The following is a 23,227-nucleotide window of genomic DNA, read 5'->3' as shown; positions in this document are numbered from 1 at the left end:
CAGGCTATTCATCAGCCCGACACATGCCGGTAGCACAGGCGAATCGTATCCAGTGCCGATTCGGGGGTGCATACCGCGTCGGCCTTTCCGGACCGTATACTGGCATAAAAACGGGCAATCTCCTCGTAAAAGCCGATTCCGGCGTCTTCGACCGGAATTTCTTCGAGCCGGTCGGCCGTCGCCACGCGAATGACCTCCGGCTTCATCGAGGTAAACTGAACACTGGCCTGTTCGAAGCGGGCGGTAAACCCGGCCTGAAACGGAAAGGCCGTATGAAAAATATTGCCGCCTTCGATCCGGGCCGTGACGCCATTGGCGTAGGTCCAGGTTGCAGAGACGTAGTCGTGCGGACTCAGCGCGCCGGGCAGGTTGACAGAACGTACCTCCTCCGGCAAGCCGAGTACATACTGGGCAAAATCAATGTCATGAATGACGAGGTCAAACAATGCGCCGCCGGAAGACCCGTCAGCCTTCTTTTCCTGCCATTGCCCCCAGGCCGGTTCACCGGTAAACCGGGTCAGCGAGAGAAACTGTAACGCACCATAGGTACCGGCATCGAGCCATTCCTTCAACCGGCGGTAGGCGGGCATGAACCGGACTACCTGCGCCACCATCAATATGCGCTGCTTCTCCGCGGCGAGGCGGATGAGGGCTTCTCCCTGCGCGACATCAAGCGTGAAGGGCTTTTCGACCAGCACATGCAGGCCGCGCTCGAGTGCTTCCAGGGCCATCGGCACGTGCAGATCGGTATGTACACAGAGGTGCACGGCGTCTACTTCCCGGTTTTCCAGGCACTCGGCGAGGGATGGGTACACCGGCACGGCAGCCAGGGCTTCTTCGCTGATTCCTTCGATCGCAAAATTTCCGGCCCCTTCCCGGAGTTTTCGGGAAACAGACGAAGGGTCACGGACGATCAGGGCGACGAGCTCGGCGTTTTCATTCCGGAGAATCTGGGCGATATGGGTCATACCCATGAAGCCGAATCCGACAACGGCAACCTTTACTTTCATACAGGAGGTATCAACTTGGTTATAGTACAGAAAGGGAGAATCATCAGGCTATCAGGCCTGTTAATAAAAACCCCGGACTGGGAGGGTCCGGGGAGAAACTTTAATCGGTTTTCTGTTTTCGGTTTACTGTTTTCAGTAAGTATACGACTGGTATTCCTGAGTCCAACTGAAAACGGAATACCGAAAACTGAAAACGCGAAGCCATCATTTCACCTTAAAATCCACCAACGTCTTATCCCACGCCAGCGAGATAGTTCCTGAGTTGGCGGCTTCGATCACGAATTTCTCGTTTGCCTTGGGTGATTTGTGCGAGGGTACCTTCACGCGGAGTACGTCTTCCTTCTCGTCGTATTTGTAGTGTCCCCACTGTTCGGCAACCTTGTTGAAGATGATCGTCCATTCTTTTTCGCCGGGGATGGTAAAGAGAGAATATTTTCCGGCGGGGAGGTCTTTGCCTTCTACTTTCAGGGCGCCGGACGTTTCGAAGGTAGTCGCTTCGTTGGCGCCGGTTCTCCAAACCTTACCGTAAGGAGCGAGGTTTCCTTTCGGATCCCAGACGTCGCGGCCTTTGACGGAGGGCTGAGAATAGTTGATGGTAATCGTCTTTCCATTCACTTTGGCGGACGCCGTTGCCGGAGGGCTGGGGCGTTTCGACTTGTCTTCCTGAGCAAACACTGCGGTGGTAAAGGCCAAGGTTGTCACCAAAAAGGTGAAAATCGCTTTTTTCATGGATGTAAAATGGTTTTGTGACACACAAAAGAACGCTTCTTCGGCTAATTCTTTACGTGGACGGACCAATTTTTAGCAGGTGTATTCGCTTCTTCTTCGGGAATGCGCGAAGTTTGTCTTCATACACATGCACACATGAGTTTAAGATACCGGCGAACCGAGGAAGTTCGTCCTTTTTTTGCTGAGCAATTCCGCATCGAAAATCTCCGCCGGGAGCAGCAGCGGGCTGCCCTGCTGGCGACGCTCTTCGCGGTCGGAACCTCGCTGCTTTTTCTCTTCCGGGGTATCGTCACCGACGAGACCCTCAAGCTTACCTTTTTCCGTACCCTGATTGTGTTTCTGGTCATTATGGCCGTGTACGAATGGGGTGTTTACCGGTCCATCGGTCGGCTCGTAAACCTCAACAAGGACCTGCCGCTGGCTGTCAAGTTTGTGAATGCCGCCGTGGAGGTGACGGCTGTGACGCTGGTCCTCTATATTTCGTCGGAGGATTTCACGCGGCAGATTTTCGTGATGATTTCCCCGCTCGCGTCTTTCTATTTCTTTTTCATTATTCTGTCGACGCTGCGGCTCAGCCTCATTCTCTCGGTTTTCACGGGATTGATCGCCGCCGTGGAATACACGCTGCTGAGCCTGTATTTTCTGAAGAATACACCCCTGCCGGCCGAAGCCCAGCTGTACCACCCGCTGCCGTATGTCGGGAAGGGTACCCTGCTTTTTCTGGCCGGGTTTGCGGCAGGGTACGTAGCCCGTCAGATCAACAAGAGTATCCGGACAACCATCGAGTCCATGGAATCCCAGAATCAGCTTATTACCATTTTCGGGCAACAGGTATCGCCGGAAGTCGCAGAGGTAATCGTGAGCAACCAGGGCCATATTGAAAGCGCCCGGGTACGGGTGGCGGTCATGTTTCTGGATATCCGGGAGTTTACGGCTTTCGCGGAAAAACACACGGCCGAGGAGGTCGTCGCCTATCAGAATGCCTTTTTCAGTATCATCGTCGGCGTTGTAACCCGCCATCACGGTATCGTCAATCAGTTTCTGGGCGACGGCTGCATGGTCAGCTTCGGGGCGCCCGCGCCGGTAGAGAACCCGTCTGCCGCGGCAGTTGCGTCGGCGCTGGATATTCTCGCGGAAATACAGCAGGCCGTGCGCGACAAGCAGCTGATTCCGACCCGCATCGGCATTGGCGTGCATGTTGGGGAAGCAGTCTCCGGTAACCTGGGAACAGAGCTCAGGCAGCAGTACAGTCTGACGGGTAGTGTTGTCATTCAGTCTACCCGCATCGAAAGTCTCAATAAGGAATTCGGCTCGCAGATACTGGTTTCCCAGCAGGTACTCGACGACCTGACTGCGTCACCTGCCGGTGCGACGCCCCTCGGAGCGGTCCACCTGAAGGGTATGGAAGAGGAAGTATTTCTGTGGAAACTGGCGTAAACCCGGAGCGCCGTCTATCCTGTTTCAAACCCGATATCAGCTGCATTTCCCTATCTTGCCGGAAACTACTTCAGATTTCCACACATTCATGAGATCGTTCATCAACGCTGCAGTCCTGACCGGATGCGTGCTGACCAGTTCGCTGGCTATCGCGCAGAAACCGAAAAAGGCTACTCCCAAAACGCCTGCCCTTCCTGAATTTCAATTAAAAACCGAAGACCCGGGTGTACACGTCCGCTTCCTCGCCGCAGACGAAATGCTGGGCCGGCGGACGGGTGAAATCACCAATAACGTCGCCGCCCGGTATATCGCTGAGCAATACCGCCGGCTTGGACTGAAACCTGCCGGAACCCAGGCGGATTACCTTCAGGCAGTGGCGCTGGAAAGAGTAGCTTCCGATAACAAGGGACTACTGGTCTATGGATCGGATTCTCTCAAAGTCAAACAGCATTTTATCCTTCTTTCGGGAGAAAAGACCACGTTCGCGCATACGCCCGTCGTTTTTGCCGCCTACGGAACCGAGGCCGATTACCAGGGTCTGGATGTGAAGGGCAAGATTGTCGTCGCCCAGTTTGGTACAGCCGAAGCCAAGAACCCGCAGGAAGGTTTTGACCTTTCCGAAAAGAAAGTCAAATGGGCCGCCGACAAAGGCGCTGCCGCACTGATCGAGGTACTCCCGCCGCAACTGCCCTGGCAGATCGTGGTGCGTTACTTCGCGGGCGACCGCGTACGGGTTGCTTCCGAGAAAAGCGAAAAACCGGCCATGCCGCATCTCTGGATCGGCGGGACGGCCTCGAAGGGATTCAACCGGGATCATGTAAAGGAGATTTCCGGCGAAACACCCGGACAGGAGAAAGTACCGGTGCGGTCGTTCAACGTCGCCGCTGTACTTGAAGGTACCGATCCGGCGCTGAAAAACGAATACGTAGTACTCTCAGCGCATTTTGACCACGTCGGCACCGGGAAAAACGGCGGCGGAAATTTCACTGCGGCCGACAGCATCTTCAACGGCACGCGTGACAATGCGTTCGGCACGGCGGCGGTCCTCGAAGCAGCCAAAACGCTTTCGCTCGTCAAACCGAAGCGCTCTGTACTCTTTCTGAACTTTACGGGAGAAGAAATGGGACTTCTCGGCAGCAAGTACTATGCCGAAAACCCGCTGGTACCGATGAAATCCTGCATTTTCAACCTCAACAGCGACGGCGCGGGCTATAACGACACCACGCTTGTGACGGTAATCGGCCTCGAGCGTACAGGCGCCAAAGCAGAGATCGAAGCGGCGGCCAAAGCCTTTGGGCTGCGTGTCAACGAAGACCCCGCTCCGGAGCAGGGATTGTTTGACCGGTCGGACAATGTGAGCTTCGCTGCGAAGGGTGTACCGGCGCCGACGATCACGCCGGGCTTCAACAAATTCGACGACAAGATCTACAAATACTACCACCAGGTTTCTGACAACCCGGACACGATCAGCTACGATTATCTGCTGAAGTTCTGCCAGACCTATGCATACGCCGCCCGGCTCATCGCCAACCTGCCGGCGCGGCCGCAGTGGAGCAAGGGAGACAAATACGAACCGGCAGCCCAGGAGCTGTACAAGTAATTTGAGTCTTCTTTCTGAAAAAAGCCGTTTCTCCGGAAACGGCTTTTTTCTTGTGCTACGGGCGTTTTTCCCGCGCCGGGATACCTCCGCCTGCCTGCCGGTATTGGAATTTTACAAAATCCGGCGAACCTATCCGGCCCTGTTTTTCGTAGATAGAACGAGAAAATAGCCGGCCGAACGTCCATTTTTTAACAATTTCAATTTGAAATAGACTCGGTTAAAGAATATGTTGCCATTTCAGGCAAAAAAAGGCATACCCTGCTGGCTCTATCAAAAAAATCATATTTTTGTACGCAAGGCCCCGCAAGGTCTCCGCCAATTTCATAAACATATAGAACCGCCATTCGTATGAAACCAACCTATCCGGGCCTGTTCGCGCTCCTGCCGGATTGTGTCTCCTTCACCGGAAATCCGCGAACCCTGCACGCATCTCTTTTACGGTCAGCATAGTCTGTCTCTTCCCCGGAACCCATGTTCCCGGTGATCTTTTTCACCTTATCAAAAACCGCCAAACCGGGGTCATGCATCGCCCTGCATTCCCCACCCTTACTCTATGAATTTCCAGCATACCTACGTCGTCATCATGGCGGGTGGAGTCGGCACCCGCTTCTGGCCTTTCAGCCGTCAGACGTACCCCAAGCAATTTCATGACGTACTCGGCATCGGACGGACGATGCTGCAGATGACTTTCGACCGGATGCGGGAAATCTGCCCGCCGGAAAACGTCTACATCGTCACCAGCCAGGAATATTACCAGCTGACGAAAGAGCAGCTTCCGATGCTGTCGGACCACCAGATTCTCCTGGAACCGGCCCGGCGCAATACCGCTCCGTGTATCGCCTATGCGAGCTACAAGATCGCTGCCCGCGACCCGGAAGCCAACATCGTCGTGACCCCCGCCGACCACCTGATTCTCAAGGAACAGGAATTCACCAACCGGCTGAAAGTTGCCCTTACGGAAACCGAGCGGAATGATATTCTGGTGACGCTCGGCATCACGCCTACCCGCCCGGATACCGGCTATGGTTATATCCAGTTCAACGGCGTCGGTATCGGTGAAGTCAAGAAGGTGAAGGAATTCCGGGAAAAACCGCACCTGGAACTGGCTCAGGCTTTCCTCGAAAGCGGAGATTATGTCTGGAATGCCGGCATTTTCGTCTGGAATGCCCGCGCGATCCGCCAGGCATTTGAGGCCCATCTTCCTGCTCTGCACGATGCGTTCGGCGAGTTCGATCAGTTCTATTCCGACGCGGAAGCCGGCGCCCTGCTGGATCTTTACCCGCTGTGCGAGAATATTTCCATCGACAACGGTATCATGGAAAAAGCGCCCAATGTCCACGTGGTACTGAGCGACATCGGCTGGTCGGACCTGGGTACCTGGAAATCCTTGTATGAAGTATCCGAGCAGGATGCCGACGGCAATGTCGTAGACGGCCATATTGTCACCCAGGATACAACCGGCTGCATCATCAAAACGCCGAAAGAGCGTCTCGTCGTGGTCGAAGGCCTGCACGACTTCATCGTCGCCGAGTTTGATAACGTACTGCTTGTCTGTCCGAAAGACAAAGAACAAAAAGTAAAGAACTACGTCGCTCTTGCCGCGCAGCGGGGCGTAGAGTTCGTCTAGTTCAGTCAGAGCGCTTCTTTCTCCGGAAAGAAGCGCTCTTTGTTTTTCGTTGTGTTATTCCCTGTTTTTTCTGGATTCCCGGAATCTGTCTTCCAAACCACATGAAACTGAAAACGCTTCTTTCGCTTTTGATTCCCATGCTGCCGGCGCTGTCATACGGCCAGCTGACCAATCCGGCGCTGGACACATTGAGCCGGCCGGGCATTCATTTCAAGCTTGAGGCGGGAGGATTCGGAGGCAGCGGCAACCGCATGCCTTTCTGGTTTCGGGCCAATCAGTTCGGGACTGTTCCGCTGGAATCACCGGCGGGGCTGGTCACAGCGGCCGCCTCCGGGCTATGGGGCAATCCGGATAATCCCCGGCGGGTATATGTGAAAGCGGGGGTAGAAGTAACGGGTAATATCAGTCGGAATTCCCGCGTGGTTCTGCCGCAGGCGTATGCAGCCATCCGGCTGGGGCACGGGGAACTTTCGATCGGACGGAGAAAGGAAATCAACGGGATAACGGACACATTGATGAGCACCGGGTCATATGCCTGGTCCGGGAATGCGGTTCCGATCACGCAGATCCGGCTCGGGACGAGGGACTATGCTCCCCTGAAGTTTACACATGATCTGATTGCTGTCAACGCGTTTTTCAGCCACGGCTGGTTCGCGAATTCCGATTCGATGCAGAACGTCTTTCTTCATGCAAAGGCCTTGTACGTACGCATCGGGAAACCAAACTGGAAAGTCCGCTTTTACGGCGGTATGTCGCACTATGCACAATGGGGCGGCTACTCGGCTTATCTGGGGAAAATATACGCGGATAACGGCCATCTGCCTTCGTCGTGGGACGCCTTCGTCAAGGCGCTCTGGCCCAGCAAGGTTGACGGAAATTCTTCCGGCAAGTTCACCACATTCGATACGCTTAACCGGTCCGGAAACCACCTCGGGTCGATTGACGTGGCGCTGGAAGTCCTCATGAAGAAATCGAACCTGCTTTTCTACATACAGCATCCCTGGGAAGACATGTCAGGCGTTGTGATGGGGAACCTGCCGGACGGCTTGTATGGCGTCCGATGGCAGAACCGCGCTCCATCCGGAGGGGCTTTCGCGCTTCGTCAGGTGACGGCTGAGTTTCTGACGACGCTGAACCAAAGCGGAGCGCTTCCGCCGAAAGGGGCAGACGATTACTTCGTCAATTATCAGTACCTGGATGGCTGGACACACGAAAAGCGCGTCATCGGGACACCTTTTTTCACCCGCTGGATGGACGCAGATCCCCGCTGGGCCAAACTTAAGGGTGGTTTTAAGAGCCCGGTCATGATCAATAATAACCGGGTACAGGTGATTCATATCGGCCTGCTTGGCGCATTCCGTTCAGGCGCGACGGTCAAAATGCTGTTATCCCAGAGCTGGAACTATGGCCGGCCGATGCGTCCGTACCCCGTCATTGTCACACATCAGTTTTCCGGTCTCGTCGAAGCGACGATTCCCGTGCGCAAGGTACCGGGTCTTCAGTTCTCCCCCGGATTTGCGCTCGACAGCGGCGACTGGCTCGTGCCGGCGGCGGCAGGTATGCTGCGGGTTCGCAAACTCTTCTAAGCTAACGTTTGTAGAAATTCTTCGACGGATTCCGGAAAAGCATGTCCTTGTTGCGGTACATGCGCTGGAAATCGTCGGCGCTTTTCTGCCCCGGGTAAACACCCCAGTAGCTGGTTGTATCACTATTCCGCCAGATAAGCACGTAGGATAGACCGGAGTCCTTGATTATGGGGTTCAGGGTATTGGTCCACCAGTCTGATACGGAAACGAAGTACAGGCCGGCTTCCGTTAATGCCCAGGGCTTTCCTTTCTCCTGCCCTATTCCGCGGATGATACCGATTCTTCGCCGGGCTTCGTCCACAAAGGCAGTTCCGCCGGGATGGTTGGAGGCTTTGTCGTAATAGTCAAAGCCGAGAATATCGACGTAGGCGTCTCCCGGGTAGCGGCGAAGATATCCCTCTTTCGTCGCGAACATATCCGGGCTGTATGCGTAGAGCAGATTATGCAGGTTTTTGGTATCCCGGAGGTAGTCGACGGTAAACCGCCAGAGACGGATAAACTCGTCGGCGGTACAGTGGGTCTGGCCCCACCAGAACCATTCACCGGTATGTTCATGAAACGGCCGGAAGATAATGGGAATCTGCTCGCCTTTCGGCCCCCGGAGCGAGCCCAGGTAATTGGCTACGCGGTCAAGCCAGCCACGGTAGCGTTCAAGTGCTACCGGATCGGCGAAAAGGCGCTTGATTGTCGAGTCTATTTTGGTGGTTTTGACCCCTTCGTCCGGCAAAACGGGATTATTGCAATGCCACACGAAGGTATTGATACCACCCATTGAATAGGCTTTCCGGACGTAGTAGGCGATCTTGCTGAAACGGACTTTGTCAACGTTCTGCACGGTATCCACCTCAATTTTACCGAGTTCCCAGCCAAAGACGGCCGGGTACTCACCTACGAGATCGTAAATATCCGATCGCCCGTCTTCCTTCTTTCCCCTGTAGCCGGTCACCAGATCGTCCTGGTGGCCGAACAATACGCCTGTTTTAGAAGAGCGAATCAGGTTGATATACAGATTTCGCGTCTCCGCGGTAGCCGCCGGATCCGAGGGGCGTTGCGAAAAAGCGGGAAGCGATAGCAGCATCCCCGCCAGCATGATGAATTTCCACATAGTCTCGTAACGTCTGAATCGTTTTCATCAAGTGTGGGGCCGGAACTTCTCAGAAAGGATTCCGGTAGAGCCGGAACCGCTGTTTAAGAATCATAATGAAGAAGGCAGGGTCATCAATAAGGTACCTTCTCCAGAGCCTTTCGGGCTCCTGAGCAATCCGGTACAGCCACTCAATATGAAGGCGTTGAATCCATTCCGGAGCCCGTTTGATATTACCGGCCTCGAAATCGATCGTCGCTCCCAACGCCATGAAAATATCTATACCAGGCAACTGGCTTTTGTACTTCAGCAACCATTTTTCCTGCTTCGGAGCACCTACGCCAATCACCAGAACATTGGCTCCGCTGCGGTTAACGGTTTCGATGATGCGGGCGCATTCTTCATCCTTCTTTTCGAACCCGAAGGAAGGTGACATGGCTCCTACAACGATTTCTCTCCCCGTTTTCGCATTGATACGCTTCATGGCTTCTGCGGCCACGCCTTCAGCGGCTCCGAGCAGGAAAATTTTTACCGCTTCATTGTCTTTGTGATACGTGTAATAAGCGGGAAGAAAAGAAGAACCGGGAATCACTTCCTTGAAAGAAGTGCCGAGAAACAGCCGCGAGCTCAGGTTGAGAATATTGCTGTCGCAGATGACCCACTCCGCCTGCGAATAGGCCTCGTAAAACTCAGGGTCTCTCTGTAGTTTGACGAGGTGATCGACGTTCGGCGTTACGACCACTCCCTTTTTCAGGGTCTTCAGCAGATCGTCCAGGGATACCGAGCAAATATCGATATTCAGGATACGGTTCTTTTCCATACAGGGCGGGATACTAGGCGACGGTTTCGTAAATGGAATCGAGGCGGTTAACGAAAGAAGTAGTGTCGTATTTCTGCACGATGGTTTCCCGTGCCTGGGCGGCAAGTACAGGAATCTGCTGCCGGTTCCGGAACAGATTCCGCAGTTTTTCGGCGATATCGGCTCCGTCGTATTTCTTCACCCGGATACCGTTTACCTTGTCCGTCACAACGTATTTCATCGACGCTTCATCGGTAACGACCGGAACCAGTCCCGCTGACATGGTTTCGAGAAGCGACATGGGCAATCCTTCGCTGTGACGGGAAGGCAGAATAAACAAATCTGCCTCGTAAATCGCCTTCAGTTTTTCATCTCCGGAGACGACGCCACGGAAATCAAAATCGCTCCCCATGACGTCTTTACAAGCCGCCACAAACTCCTTTTCAAGCGGGCCTGATCCACAGGCAATCAGGCGGAAAGGAGCTTCAGGGTAAAGCTGTTTTACCGCTTCCATGACATCTTCCACTCCCTTGCTTTCGTTGATCCGGGCGAGGTAGAGAAGCGTAATTTTTTCGTCCTCAGCCAGCTGTTTCGGGCGGAATTTGTAGTAGGAAGCATTGATGGCGTTGAGCAGTACTTCAGCCTTATCGAAAGAATAATTTTCCACCAGCACCTTCTTCTCCAGCTCACTCAGAACCAGCACTTTATCTGCGTCATTCAGAATCCGGTGAATCAGAAAACGGATTACCTTTCCTTTCGGTGGCAGCATCAGGTATTTCCCGCCGTGGATATGCAGCAAAACCTTTCGGCCAAGCATTTTCGACATCAGCATGGCTGCATATTCACGGATAATTCCCATCGCGTCAAAAGGGACGTTCAGGTGAACGAGCTGAACCTTACCGCGGACAAGAAACAACGGAAAATCGACCAGAAAACGTGCCTGCTTGACAAACCAGCCAAATCCCTTTTTTCCGTCTCCATCCCGGTATCCCATCTCATAGAGTAGGAGGTTGTTCTTGCTGAGATCAACAATCGTCGCGACTACCGTTGAGATACCGCTGACGACCACTTTCGGGTCCAGGTTTTGGGAAGTAATGGCAATACGCATGGCGAAAGACTATACGGTTTGTTTCAGAATCCGGGCGGGGTTTCCGACCACCACCGAGTTCGGGGGAATATTGCTGAGTACCATCGATCCGGCGCCGATCTGTACATTGTCTCCGATGGTAATCTCGCCAAGAATGCAGACGTGAGCGCCTATGTTGACGTTGTTTCCGATCACCGGACATCCGCCGTTATCCCGGCGGTTGCCAATGGTTGTCGATTGCCGGAGAATACAGTTCTCACCGATTACCACGTCTTTATTAATTACGATCGCCTGGAGGTGGTATACTTTCAATCCTTTTCCGATTCGGGCGTTGAAGGGAATTTCGGCCCCAACGATCCATTCGAAGAATACTTTGTAAAAAATCCGGAAAGGGATACAAAGAACCGAGAGCAGTTTACCCCGGCAGGACAGCGCCGCAAGACGAAAGAAAAAGGCGAATATTCTCCCCTTGGAATTGCCGGCATTTGCCGGCCAATCCTGAAAAATAAACATCTAATTGGTGGTTGTCAGTACGGGCATAAGCGGGCCCGCCTTCCGGTTTACAATCAAAAAAGATTCGGGATAATACAGCTCTTTCAGCGCCAGCGCCATCAGGAAAAACTGCAGGTGCATGGTTACTACACGTTCCAGCGTCTGATCAATAAAGGCAGTAATAAAGTTAGTACCGATAAGCATGCAGCATGCCAGCGCCAGGAACCCTCTGACGTGCGTAAGCTTGAGAAAAATCCGGCCTATAATGAGGAGATACAGGATATACCCAACTACACCAAACTCAATAAATAAGGCGCACATCGAGTTAAAAGGGTTTCCGAGAATCGCACTCCGTCCGCCACTATCCTTTGCATACTCATCATCGAAATACTTACTCAGGTACTTCTTTGTAAACGTATTGGACTTCGCCGGAACGAAAGACGGAAGGGTTACAGCGTTATCCCGCTTAAAGAGTACGTCGTATGCCAGCGCATTCGCCGCCCGGCTTCCATTCGTCCCCGGTCCACTACCAAATACGTACTGATATAACGGACGCGTATCCGGGTCAAGAGAGCTGACAAAATAGAGAAACTTCGCGTTGTATTTCCCCGTGATGTAGTCATCGTAATCCTTGGAAATCGAGAGAAATTTCTCGTTGAGGAAGCTCAAAGATGAAACGAAGACCAGAATTCCGGCAACCAGCAGAAAGACTTTCGCGATGACATTCTTCCCGGATACATACCGCAGTGCCGAAATTACGCTGAAGGAAATGATGATCGCGTAAAGCTCGGTTTTTGAGTCGTTCAGGTAAATCAGGAAGATATAAAAAACGCAAATAGACACGAAGATCAATGACCGAACATCCATCTTAAATGTTCGCGTGAAATTCATGATATACGGCAGGATCGAGAAAAACAGCAAAATAGCGAGTGACGGTGCCGTGCTGGTTGTTCCCGTAATCATGTCTCCATAGGTCGGAGTAGCCAGAATTGCCCCGATTCCCTTAGGAACGGCCTGAAGAAAAAAAGCAATGATAGCCTGCGCAAAGCTCAACGCCAGCATATTCCGGAAAACCTTCTCCAAATCCCCGTATGTCAACGGATTCCGGAAAACATAGAAAGCGATAAACCCCGGAGATATAAATGTCAGAATAAAGAACGGAAAAGAAAACCAGCTCCCCTCGAAGAAAATCTGAATGACATAGGACGCCATCAGGTAGATCAGCAGGTAAAAGAAGGGTTTCAGCAACGGAGGGGTCGCCCGGAATAAACTTTTACCGGTCAGCAGCAGGCCCAGCAGGGAGAGACTATATCCATAATATACCAGTTCGCTGGATGTATACAGAGCATAAATTCCTACAATCAGCACATTGGCAATATTCCGGTTGTATGCGTAAAACAACGTCAGGAAGACGATAACCGGAAGCAGAACCTTATCATCCGGAAGAACGAAAATAACCAATGACAGCAGGAGATGCATGAACAAATCCCGCAGGAAAAACATCGGCTTAAAATAAAAAATATTATACCCGTTCATGTCGTTCAGTGTTACGATTTCCTTTTCGAAATCTCGTTAAACATCGAAAGGTACCGGGAAGCAATCCGCTCCCTCGAATATGTATCCGACACAAACTTTCGGGTCGTCTCCGAAAGTTTCAGGTACCGGTCACCATGATCCGTCAGAACACGTTCCAGTATCCTCTGCAGATCCCCCGGGCTTTCCGGTTCAAACAGATAGCCGGAAATACCTTCTTCGACCTGGTCGACAAAAGAGTCAATCCGGCTGGCAATTACAGGAACGCCATAGTTATAGGAAATCATCAAAGGCCCGCTCTGTGTTGCATCCCGATACGGTAAAACGAGGTAATCTGTACCCGAAAAAAGTGGCGCAACTTCATCATTTCCGATAAAGCCTATTTTCTTTTCAATGACGCTATCATCTCCTATCATGGGTTCATATTGTGCCGACCAGTCGTCGCAACGTCCGGCAATAGTCAGCGTAAAATCCCGACGGGTTTTACTCAGTCCGTTAACTGCATTCAGCAATACATCCAGTCCTTTGTAAGGAAGAATATTCCCGAAAAACAGGAACCGGACACCTCCATCGCGCGCTGCGGTCCGCTGGCCATCCCCGTAATCACTCAATGGCAATGGAATAGCGTAGACTTTTTTTGATGGGTAGAGGCGTCTGAACAGCCGTTCCTGGGATTTGGAAAAAACCTGAAATGTCTGAAAAAGAGACATAACGATCTTTCGGCCAATTCCCAGCATTTTGGCATTCGGGAAATTGCTGTGGTACTCAACATCATGCAGTCCGATAATCACTTTTTTTCGATCCAGCAATCCGGATAGCAAGGCAAAAATGGGATGATCAAAGGATGCGATGTAAATAACATCCGGATTCTTCTCCCGGATATCCCGAATGATACTGTAAAAAATCGAAGCAATCCGGATGTCACGGAAGCGGTATTTCAACAAAAATGCCTGATAAGCTACACCGTTTCGTGCACAGTAATCCTGAAGTTCTTCAGATGTGAAATTGGTATTCTTGTTCTGGATAACAACGCTGTAGTGGATGTCACATTTACCTGCGAGCAGGTCCAATACCCCAACGTCTACCTGGGAAAAGGAAGCTGTCGACAAGTAATATAATTTCATCCGTTGCATACTGGCTTCTCCTAAGTATAGAACAAGGGCTTATAATTGATCGTGTACTTCAGATTCGATTTTCGGGTACCGATTACCTTCGCCGGAATACCTCCCGCAATACTCATCGCGGGAACGTCTTTCGTAACAATAGCACCACTTGCGATAACTGCTCCGCGCCCGATAGTAACTCCCGGTAGAATAATCACACGGGACGCAACCCATACATGGTCTTCGATGATAACGTCGCCTTTTTTTATACCGTGATAGTCATCATGCGGATCGTGCTCCAGCGTAAAAATCCAGGTTCCACGGGCTATATCTACGTTATTTCCAAGGATCAGCTTTCCGTGGCGGCCATCGAGCAGGCAATCCGGATTGATCATACAATTATTCCCGATTGTAATCTGGTCCCGACCCTGCTCCGAATTCAGAATTTTCACGTTATAACTCACATAAGAATCCTTCCCAACTTTCATAAAGCACCTTACCAGTGGCATTCGGATAAAGTTAAAGGGGATCTTATTTAGAAAAACATTGTAGACATACAGCGACATCCACTGGAAGTACAGTTTGAAGTACCTCAGTTTGAAGTATTTCAGCAATTTCATTTGGCGAGGGCTTTCGGGCTGCTTACTTTTTCCTCCAGTTTCCCGATGTAGGCGAGAAACTCCCGGAACATGTAATTCGATTTATCTCTCAGCTTTCCGACCGAAAGCTGGCAATCAAAATTTTCCTTTTCGAAATAAGACAGGCTTTGGGCCAGTTCTTTTTCTCCGAACGGCTTATTCCACAAAAGAAACTCCGGAACCTGCTGGGTAAGAATTTTCAGCTTCGGTTCGATCTCTACACAAATCGTCGGCTTGTTCAAAAGAGACGCAAAAACAGCACCATGATACCGGGCGGTAATGAACCCGTCAAACCCTGCCATAAACTGCGTAAAGTTCTCGATTGTATCCTTTTCCGGTGTCCAGACTACGACCTCCTGTTTTACTTTCTGCAGCTGCTTCATCCATTCCGGATCGCGGTCAGGAGCAAAAACGATATACACAAACTCATACTGATCATGCTGCGCGTCGACAACATTCATCAGCGGCGTATAGTACATGCTTCCTTCCTTTTCGTGAATCCAGTCACGGACAATGACGCCGATCTTTTTCTTCGCTCTTGCGGGAGCCTTCAGATTAATAGTTGACAGATCCAGGTAATCCGAAAAACAGATATCCGCGCCAAGCAGCGCATTTTCTACACCCCAATCCTGGCAGTAACCATAAGAAACTTCATCACGTACCGCCATGAAGTCAAACTCACGCGCCAGCGCCTTGTAACCATCCAGGCGCTCATCGCTGAACTTGAACGGTCCGAGGCCAATTCCTACCGCAGCTTTCTCGCTTTTGAAACCGGAACCTGCGTTAAGCTTATTAGCGATTTTCTTGAGAATGTCTTTGTACTCCATGCTCCGGATACGCGACACCGCTCTCGCTAATTTGGATTCCTTTTTGCCGAAAGTAAAGAACTGCGTTCCTCCGCCATAGACGAGAAGATCGACTTCCTGCATCCGTACGTCCACCAGATTGACATACGTGGAAGCAGAAAGCAATGAGTTGCAGTATTCGGCGTCAATCGTCGACGTGAACGTCAGCTGAGACGTCAGCCCGTTCCGAATAAAAAAGCTTTCCAGGACACACATTAATGCGTCATCTCCAAAATTCGACTCCCCATAAGCACCCCTGACCAAGATATTCATTGTCAACCGATTAATAAGTGAAAAGCATCTGTTACCAACCACCCTGTCCGGGTTAGTCTGTTGGCGAATTTGACTGTTGAGATTCTGACCTCTGTGATTCGTTTTACGGCCCGTGATCAGTCAAATACCTGTTTGATTTCTTTGCTAAGCTTGAGTTTCATGTATATCCGATCCTCTGCTTTCAGCTTTGCGTAGTGTTCCGTGTCGCGCTGTTTGATAACTTTGACCGGATTTCCCACTGCGATCGACATCGGCGGTACTTCTCCGGAAACAACACTCCCGGCTCCGATGATACATCCTTCGCCGATCCGCGCTCCCGGAAGCAGAATGACATCGCTGCCAAGCCATACATTTTCTCCAATGACGACCTCTCTTCTATCGAACGTTTCATCATACGGAATACTCGTCGCATTCCGGAATGTATGGTTCACGGAATGAACTTTCAACCGGGGGCCAATCACTGCTCCCCGCTTGATTTTCACGCCGCCAAGAGCATGAATAACGGCGTCAGGGCCTATGTAAACAAATTCTTCAATCACGCATTTGTCCGGAAAAGCTATCTTAACCCGCTTGTCCAGCACAACGCTTTTTCCGCAAAAAATCAACTCCTTCTTCAAGCTCTTCGATTCACTGACTTCCCACCAATCAATGAGCTTCTGGATGATTTTATGAATCATGAAGTTTATTCTTTAATTGTAGTTAACCTTGCTCTTCAGCATGACCTTCCCTTTCAGAACTATTTTGCGGATCAACTCTCTGTTAAGGTATAGAGACAATCCGACGGCTATTACGACAGCCAGCACATTAAACAGCTTGTTGTCCAGGAACGAAAGCCCCATGATCAAAAACGCAGTAAACAGCAGGGAGAAAAACAATACGTTATCGACATGTACCGGAAAAAAGGATTTTGTCTCCTTCAATCGGATCAGGTATACCAGGAAGAAGCTGACAAATACGCCGATTCCCGGGCCAAACAAACCGATGTAGTTGATCAACACCGAGCTGATAATAATGTTGACTACCGTACCAACCAGCGTTGTCACGAATATCCCCACGGTCTTTCTCTCTTTCTGATAGCCTACTCCGACATATGCGGCGAATGATGAAAATGCGACACCGAGGTAAAGGAACGGCATGTACTGCCAGGATTCCAGGTAGCGGGCATCGATAAAGTACTCCACCATGAATCTGGATCCGGCAATCAACAAAAAGATCAGCGAGAATTCGAAAATGATATACTTCCGGAACGTGTTGCTGACGAAATCCGTCTTCGACTCATTTACGACTGCATGATCCTGCCAGGCCAGGAGAAAAACCGAATTGATAACCGTGATAATCGCCGGAAATCTCGTCGAAACGGCATAAATACCGTTGGCGTCTGTATTCAGAAAATAGAGGATAATATACCGGTCGATCGTACTGATAAGCCACCAGCTGATCATGTTTGGTATCAGCGGCCATGAATAACTCAGCATCTTTTTTGCTTCTCCGAGGTCAAACAGATCGAGTGAAACAAACCTGTTCAGCTTGAGCGAATACACGATAAACCCGATCGACACCGCATTGGCAAGTATCAACGCGATAAAAAGTCCCGAGACGCCATTCTTTACGAAAATGAGAAAGAACGCATTAACGAACGCAATCAGCAATGCATTGATAATACCTACCAGGGAGTACAAATTCCCCTTTCCTAGTCCTCTGATTAACTGTTGGAGAAACGGGAAATAGCAGGATACAACCAGAATAAAAATAAAGTAGACTGAAAACTCAAAGTGAACAAACTGGTTCACAATCCAGAACAGTCCGATGAATAACAGCGTCGATACCGTCACAACAACCAAACCATTGGTTATCGCTTTCTTTTTGATTTCCTCATCTCCTTTGGATTCGATGAGCCATCGGTAAACGGCGTCCGAAATCTGCAAGTTAACGAAGGGAACCAGCAGGCTGATGGTATTCAGCATCAGGTCATACTTCCCTAAGTCTGACTTATTTAAATAGAATGTAAAAACAGGAAGTAAGCAAAACGTAATAATCTTGGAACCTATATTACCTATAGTATAAACCAAGGTACTCTTCAAAAGGACTTTGCTTTGGTCCATCGTAATAGTAAGTTGCTAATCGAACAAAAAGACGTTGGATTCGTCCGTTCCTAAACAGCCTTTTCGTCTCCGGTTACCATCTTCTCTACCGTCCACCAGCAGATTTTTACGTCGAGAACTGCCGATTGACGCCGGATATACCAGCGGTCAAGCCGGACACGGTGAAGCATGTCCGTCATTCCGGTTTCGCCACGCAGGCCGCGCGTCTGCGCCAGGCCTGTGATACCCGGCTTTACAGCGTAGCGGTGGAGGTAACCAGGCACAACGGCTTCGTATTGCGCGTCGTGCTCCACAGCATGCGGTCGCGGACCTACAATGCTCATGTCGCCCATGAGTACGTTCAGGAACTGGGGCATTTCATCGAGATTGGTTTTCCGGAGAAAACGGCCGATCGGGGTAATCCGGGGGTCGTGGGCCGTCGCCTGCTTGAAGGCGGCATTCCGGTCAAACCGCATGGTGCGGAATTTGATGCAGCGGAATTTCCGGCCGTTCCGGCCGTTCCGGCCGTTCCGGCCGTTCCGCCACTGGAGGAAGAAAACCGGACCGGGAGACGACAGTTTGACCAGCAGGCCAATCACCGGAATCATCCAGGTCAGTACAGTCAGGGTAACCAGACTGGACACAGTAATGTCAAAAATGCGCTTGCCAAACGGGGTGGTCTGACGGGCAAGCGTTTCATGGGAACGATCCAATCCGCCGTTTTGATCGATAAACGGGGAGTCAAGCTGGATGGTGTTGGCGGAATACTTCATGATCTGGCGGATTTTGGTTGGGCTGAGAGCGGAGGTTTCTGGCAAAGTTCTCCCCATTTCCCCCGGCAAAGGTGACTTACCGGGGGAATGTACTCGCAAATGGGAGATGGAAAACTGTGATTCAGAATGCGGCTCCTCTGGCGGGAGAAGCACGCGGCTAATGGTTCGTAACCGTGGCGGCGGTCAGAATAGCGTAGCTCAAACTAGGATTGAACCTGTTTGCCCTTTTCATCACCGTAATAGCCGTAGCTATAACTGTAATAATACGCTTCTCCTTCTCCGACGCCGTTCAGAATGATATTCAGCTTTTGGAATCGCTGCTCCTTGTAGAGCGTGTCGATCATTTTCAGGTAATTCTTCGGTGTCACATCGTGACGTACCATATACATCGTCGAATCCGCAAAGGGAGCAATCAGCTGCGCATCGGTTACAAGTCCGATCGGCGGTGAATCGACAATGACATAATTGAAGCGCTCGCGCAGTTCAACAAACAACTGCTCCAGACGCTGGCTGCTGAGCAATTCCGACGGGTTCGGCGGAATCGGTCCGCTCGGCATGATGTAGTAATTTTCATAGCCCGGAATCGGGTGAAGCGCTTCGTCGAGTGTGGCCTCGCCGATCAGGTAGTTACTGATACCGATGCCGTTTGTCATACCGAGTGCTTCGCGCAGTTTCGGCTTCCGAAGGTCCATTTCCAGAATAACGGTCGGGCGGTCTACCAGGGCAAGACTGGCCCCCAGGTTGAGCGACACGAAAGACTTTCCTTCTCCCGAAATACTGGAAGTGAACAGCAGCACCTGACTGTCAGTAGCCGATTTGAGGAACTGCAGGTTCGTCCGGATGGTACGGATCTGCTCGGAAATCACGGAGCGGTTTTGCGGCGCCATGATCAGGCGGTCGGCATCCTTGCTCTTGACCACTTCGCCGAGGATGGGTACCTGCGTTACTTCTTCCACGTCCGTCCGGCGCATTACGCGGTTATTCAGCGCATCTTTTGCCGTAATCGCTCCGGCCGGGATAACCAGGCCGACGAGGCAGAAGAGTGCGAAGATCACTTTCGCAACGGGACGAACGGGTTCGTTCGAGCTGCGGGCCGGGTCAACCGTCCGGCTGTCAGCAATCGTACACGCGTAGGATACGGCGGTCTCTTCCCGTTTCTGCAGAAGGAACGTATAAAGGTTATTCTTGATGGCCTGCTGGCGGGAAATATCGATCAGCGAACGCTCTTTCTGCGGAATACTCCGGATGACTCCTTCCAGCTTCCGGTTGGTCGCCATCAGTTGAGTTTTCGAGGTATTCAGCATGGTTTTCGTCGTCTGAATATTTTCCTTGATGTTCGCTTTCGTCGTTCTGATCTGGCTTTCGAGCGACTGAAGCATCGGGTTTTGTTCGGAAGTCGTACGGGCGAGCTGTTCGCGCTGCAATTCCAGCTCCGATACTTTCGTGATCAGTCCGAGAAGAACCGGATCGCTCAGACCGAGGGTAGACGGCGCGCCGGCACGTTCTTGTGAACGGCTGTTGACATACCGCTCCACATCCTGTATGGCGCCGAGCTGAAGACCCACCTCGTTGAGCTGGGCATCGTTTTGCTGAACCGTCTGCAGAAAGCTCTGCGCCTGAGCGCTCAGGTCGGTAATACCCTGAGCTGTTTTGTATTGTTCGACGTTTTTCTCAACCGTCTGCAACTCACCGGAAACAAGCCCGAGGCGTTCGTCCAGGAATTTGAGTGTATTCGACGCGGTCTTGTTCTTGTCTTCAACAGCCGCGGCGTTGTATTCGTCGATAAGCCGGTTCAGAATTGCCTCTCCTTTTGCAGGAACGGCGTCGAGGATAGTCAACTGAATAACCGTTGATTGCTTGCTCGCCGTTTCCGCCGTAAAGGCTTTCAGGTAGTTTTCGACAGCCTTCGCCCTCGGCAGGGCAACGGCAATCAGTTTCTCGGGCGCGTTGGTAACGGGTTTCGGTGCAAAGAAGCGAATCCGTCCATACGGCGTCTGAACGCTTTGGTTCAGCGGGAAATTCTGATCGTTGATCCGGATAGTGCGCGCGTCGGGGAAAGAAAGATTCAGTTCCGTCTTGTACAGTTCCGGCGTCGCTTTTTCCACGATAATCCGAACCGGTACATCACCGTACACTTCGCGCTTTCCGAAATTCGTGGGAGCGAAATAGGTAACATCCAGATTCAGGTCACCGACGATCTTGTCCATCAGTGTGTAGGACTTCAGAATCTCGATTTCGTTATCGACCAGTTTCTGCTGACCGAAAATATCGAGCTGTTTCATCAGTTCCCCGGTATCTACACCTTTCTTCTCGTCCTTGACAAGCAGACTTGCCTGAACCCGGAAGATCGGTTGCTGATACAGCATGTAAACGTACGCTGCGCCGAGCGCAACAACTATAGAGGCGAGAAACCAGGGCCAGTTCCGTACATAGCGGAATAAAATCGCACGGATGTTGGTCTGGTCCGTCTCTACGACCGTATACGGCACATAGGACGAGTACGCGTTGTTCGTTGCCATAAATTCCTTTCTTATTGGATATATGAATCGAGTGGATTGATTACACAGAGGCGGACTGTGTTACTACTTCCTGACCAGAACACTGACCAGTACAAGTATGGCGGATGCACCACTGATTACGATAGGCAGAATCCGGTAACTATTGTCGGTGGAAGCTGCCCGGGCCTGACCCGGTTCAACGTACACGATATCGTTCGGATGCAGGTAATAATACGGAGAGCGGAAAAAATCACGCTTGGTCAGATCCACCCGGGCGAACGTCTTTTTTCCGTTTTCCTCCCGGATAATCAGCACGTTTTCGCGCTTGCCGTAAATGGTGATGTCATTTGCCATCCCGAGTGCCTGCAACAACGTTACCTGCTCGTTGTTGACCAGAAACAGCCCCGGATGGTTCACCTCTCCGAGAATGGAGATCCGAAAGTTTACGTTGCGGACATTCACCACCGGTTCCTTCAGGTAGGATTTGATTTTATCCTTCAGAAGAGCTGAGATCTGAGACGTCGTCTGACCCGTTACCGATACCCGTCCGATCATCGGAAACTCAATCGTTCCCTCTTTACTGACAAGGTAGCCCGGCTGGTAAGCCAGCGGATTGGCAGAGGCTGTGATGATCTGCCCCTGTGCCATTGCGCTGTTTTCCGGCAAATTGAAAACAGCAGTGGCTTCCGGATTCAGGCTGTTAACCGTTACAGACAGTACGTCTCCCGGCTGGATAGTCGGCGTGAAACGCTGAGCCACGCTCAGTGAATCAGCAACAACTCCGTCTCCTCCCTGAAAGAGAGCGAGATTCTTCGATGAAACACAACTGGAAAAACAAAAGGCAAGCGCCGAAAACAAAGACACAGTCTTTGCGAGGCGTACCTGATCCTGGCGGAATGATCTGGTAAACATATAGCTTCAAAAAGTCCAAAATGGCGGCAAGAGTCGAAACTCCTGTTCAAAGAAAATATATATTTTGGTTAACAACCAAACAATTACAGATTCTTTTTCACATCACCCCCATTTACTAACATTGGTTAATGAGTATGGAACAATAATTAGAATTATGTTCTCCCAATTAACAAATACTCAAAATTTGGGAGACAATTTCTTAACATTGGGCAAATGCGGCAATGACCAAGAAAATATAGGAATAGTCCAATAAGCTTCGGTTTTCAGAAATTGGATTAATCAAAGCAGCGTTTCGTTCCGGAGCGGCTGGTTTTTCAACAGCCCGAAATCCGATACCGAGAAAATCCGTTCGTACCGGGACAAATCCGCCGGCCGGTGCAGATCGCTCCCGACAAAATCAACCCAACCGTGTTTTAGCAGTACTTTCGCCTGTTGCCGGGCCTGCTCGCCGTATTTTCCCATCAGCGACATGGCATTTAACTGCAACAGGCATTCGGATTCACGCAGGCGGCTGATCTCAGCCTCGAAATGCTGGTAGTATTTGTACCGCTCCGGGTGAGCCAGAACCGGCGTATACCCTGCCGCCTGAATCCGGAAAATAAGATCCGTCAGATGCAGGGGAGCAGACGACCAGGCCGTTTCCACCAGCAGGTAACGGGGCTCTCCGAACGAGAGTACCTGTTTGTTGGCGAGCAGGTCCGGGAAAAAGTCGTCGAGCAGATACTCCGCTGCGACGTCGATCTCCACCGGGATACCATGCCGTACCGTCAGCTCCTGCAACTGGTCTTTTCCCCGCAACAGGGTATCCCTGGAATTCGGAAACCAGTCCCGGCTGACGTGCGGCGTCGTGATCACCTTCCGGATACCCCATTCCGCAAACTGCCGGAGACACTCAGCGGCTTCTTCTTCCGAAGAAACCCCGTCGTCTATCCCTGGCACCAGGTGAGAGTGGATATCTACTTCCCAAAAGCAGTTCTTCACTGCCTCTTCGGGGGCTGCCTTTTCCGGAAAAATCTTCTTCCGTAACCGATGCCATAATGTTTCAGAATGCATGGTGCATGGGGAATAGTGAGCCGGTGAAAGACCTCCCGGATAAAATTGAATTCATGAATTGTTCGGT

The 23,227-nt window shown here is 51.2% G+C and carries 20 protein-coding genes; 4 read left to right on the top strand and 16 right to left on the bottom strand.

Annotation, left to right across the window (positions count from 1 at the left end; all coding sequences use genetic code 11):
* Positions 1–11: 11 nt before the first annotated feature.
* Together BLR09_RS19960 and BLR09_RS19955 are read right to left on the bottom strand one after the other, a co-directional pair.
* A complete protein-coding gene (locus tag BLR09_RS19960) occupies positions 12–1,010 on the bottom strand; it encodes a Gfo/Idh/MocA family protein (protein ID WP_093207162.1) in 999 nt (332 codons plus the stop codon).
* 204 nt (positions 1,011–1,214) lie between these two features.
* Positions 1,215–1,739, bottom strand: coding sequence for a DUF2911 domain-containing protein (locus BLR09_RS19955; protein ID WP_093207159.1), 525 nt, complete (start codon positions 1,737–1,739; stop codon positions 1,215–1,217).
* Positions 1,740–1,874: 135 nt separating this feature from the next.
* On the opposite strand from BLR09_RS19955, the gene BLR09_RS19950 reads away from it, so the two are divergent.
* From BLR09_RS19950 to BLR09_RS19935, 4 genes are all read left to right on the top strand, one after another.
* Positions 1,875–3,176 carry an adenylate/guanylate cyclase domain-containing protein gene (locus BLR09_RS19950; protein ID WP_176785623.1) on the top strand — a complete coding sequence of 434 codons (1,302 nt, stop codon included), beginning with the start codon at positions 1,875–1,877 and terminating at the stop codon, positions 3,174–3,176.
* A gap of 88 nt (positions 3,177–3,264) precedes the next feature.
* Positions 3,265–4,776: a M28 family peptidase gene (locus tag BLR09_RS19945; RefSeq protein WP_093207154.1), complete on the top strand. Its 1,512-nt coding sequence runs from the start codon at positions 3,265–3,267 to the stop codon at positions 4,774–4,776.
* 553 nt (positions 4,777–5,329) lie between these two features.
* Positions 5,330–6,403, top strand: a complete 1,074-nt coding sequence (locus BLR09_RS19940) for a mannose-1-phosphate guanylyltransferase (protein ID WP_093207151.1) — start codon at positions 5,330–5,332, stop codon at positions 6,401–6,403.
* Positions 6,404–6,504: 101 nt separating this feature from the next.
* Complete coding sequence (locus tag BLR09_RS19935; protein WP_093207149.1) at positions 6,505–7,989, top strand: capsule assembly Wzi family protein; 1,485 nt, start codon at positions 6,505–6,507, stop codon at positions 7,987–7,989.
* Position 7,990: 1 nt separating this feature from the next.
* On the opposite strand, the gene BLR09_RS19930 is transcribed toward BLR09_RS19935, so the two are convergent.
* From BLR09_RS19930 to BLR09_RS19865, 14 genes are all read right to left on the bottom strand, one after another.
* Positions 7,991–9,094: a glycoside hydrolase family 26 protein gene (locus tag BLR09_RS19930; RefSeq protein ID WP_093207146.1), complete on the bottom strand. Its 1,104-nt coding sequence runs from the start codon at positions 9,092–9,094 to the stop codon at positions 7,991–7,993.
* A 49-nt stretch (positions 9,095–9,143) separates the two neighbouring features.
* Positions 9,144–9,893: a WecB/TagA/CpsF family glycosyltransferase gene (locus BLR09_RS19925; RefSeq protein ID WP_093207144.1), complete on the bottom strand. Its 750-nt coding sequence runs from the start codon at positions 9,891–9,893 to the stop codon at positions 9,144–9,146.
* A gap of 13 nt (positions 9,894–9,906) precedes the next feature.
* The gene (locus BLR09_RS19920) at positions 9,907–10,980 is read right to left on the bottom strand and encodes a glycosyltransferase family 4 protein (protein WP_093207141.1); all 1,074 of its coding nucleotides are present in this window, start codon (positions 10,978–10,980) and stop codon (positions 9,907–9,909) included.
* A 9-nt stretch (positions 10,981–10,989) separates the two neighbouring features.
* The gene (locus tag BLR09_RS19915) at positions 10,990–11,472 is read right to left on the bottom strand and encodes a serine acetyltransferase (RefSeq protein ID WP_093207139.1); all 483 of its coding nucleotides are present in this window, start codon (positions 11,470–11,472) and stop codon (positions 10,990–10,992) included.
* Positions 11,473–12,930: a hypothetical protein gene (locus BLR09_RS19910; protein WP_143011166.1), complete on the bottom strand. Its 1,458-nt coding sequence runs from the start codon at positions 12,928–12,930 to the stop codon at positions 11,473–11,475.
* A 68-nt stretch (positions 12,931–12,998) separates the two neighbouring features.
* The gene (locus BLR09_RS19905) at positions 12,999–14,108 is read right to left on the bottom strand and encodes a glycosyltransferase family 4 protein (RefSeq protein WP_176785622.1); all 1,110 of its coding nucleotides are present in this window, start codon (positions 14,106–14,108) and stop codon (positions 12,999–13,001) included.
* Positions 14,109–14,128: 20 nt separating this feature from the next.
* Complete coding sequence (locus tag BLR09_RS19900) at positions 14,129–14,539, bottom strand: acyltransferase (protein ID WP_245689963.1); 411 nt, start codon at positions 14,537–14,539, stop codon at positions 14,129–14,131.
* Positions 14,540–14,703: 164 nt separating this feature from the next.
* Positions 14,704–15,843, bottom strand: a complete 1,140-nt coding sequence (locus BLR09_RS19895) for a polysaccharide pyruvyl transferase family protein (protein ID WP_093207131.1) — start codon at positions 15,841–15,843, stop codon at positions 14,704–14,706.
* Between the two features lie 116 nt (positions 15,844–15,959).
* Positions 15,960–16,520 carry an acyltransferase gene (locus tag BLR09_RS19890; RefSeq protein ID WP_093207128.1) on the bottom strand — a complete coding sequence of 187 codons (561 nt, stop codon included), beginning with the start codon at positions 16,518–16,520 and terminating at the stop codon, positions 15,960–15,962.
* 12 nt (positions 16,521–16,532) lie between these two features.
* A complete protein-coding gene (locus BLR09_RS19885; protein WP_093207126.1) occupies positions 16,533–17,945 on the bottom strand; it encodes an oligosaccharide flippase family protein in 1,413 nt (470 codons plus the stop codon).
* A gap of 50 nt (positions 17,946–17,995) precedes the next feature.
* On the bottom strand, positions 17,996–18,697 hold the full coding sequence (locus BLR09_RS19880) for a sugar transferase (protein ID WP_093207549.1): 702 nt from the start codon (positions 18,695–18,697) through the stop codon (positions 17,996–17,998).
* A gap of 203 nt (positions 18,698–18,900) precedes the next feature.
* A complete protein-coding gene (locus BLR09_RS19875; protein ID WP_093207123.1) occupies positions 18,901–21,216 on the bottom strand; it encodes a GumC family protein in 2,316 nt (771 codons plus the stop codon).
* Positions 21,217–21,279: 63 nt separating this feature from the next.
* Positions 21,280–22,107: a polysaccharide biosynthesis/export family protein gene (locus BLR09_RS19870; protein WP_093207121.1), complete on the bottom strand. Its 828-nt coding sequence runs from the start codon at positions 22,105–22,107 to the stop codon at positions 21,280–21,282.
* Between the two features lie 279 nt (positions 22,108–22,386).
* A complete protein-coding gene (locus BLR09_RS19865; RefSeq protein ID WP_245689962.1) occupies positions 22,387–23,160 on the bottom strand; it encodes a tyrosine-protein phosphatase in 774 nt (257 codons plus the stop codon).
* Between the last annotated feature and the right edge of the window lie 67 nt (positions 23,161–23,227).

It is taken from the genome of Siphonobacter aquaeclarae, from assembly GCF_900103285.1.
In the GTDB taxonomy this organism is placed as follows: domain Bacteria; phylum Bacteroidota; class Bacteroidia; order Cytophagales; family Spirosomataceae; genus Siphonobacter; species Siphonobacter aquaeclarae.
Note: the sequence above shows the minus strand (reverse complement) of the source record. Positions and strands in the feature narration are given on the sequence as shown.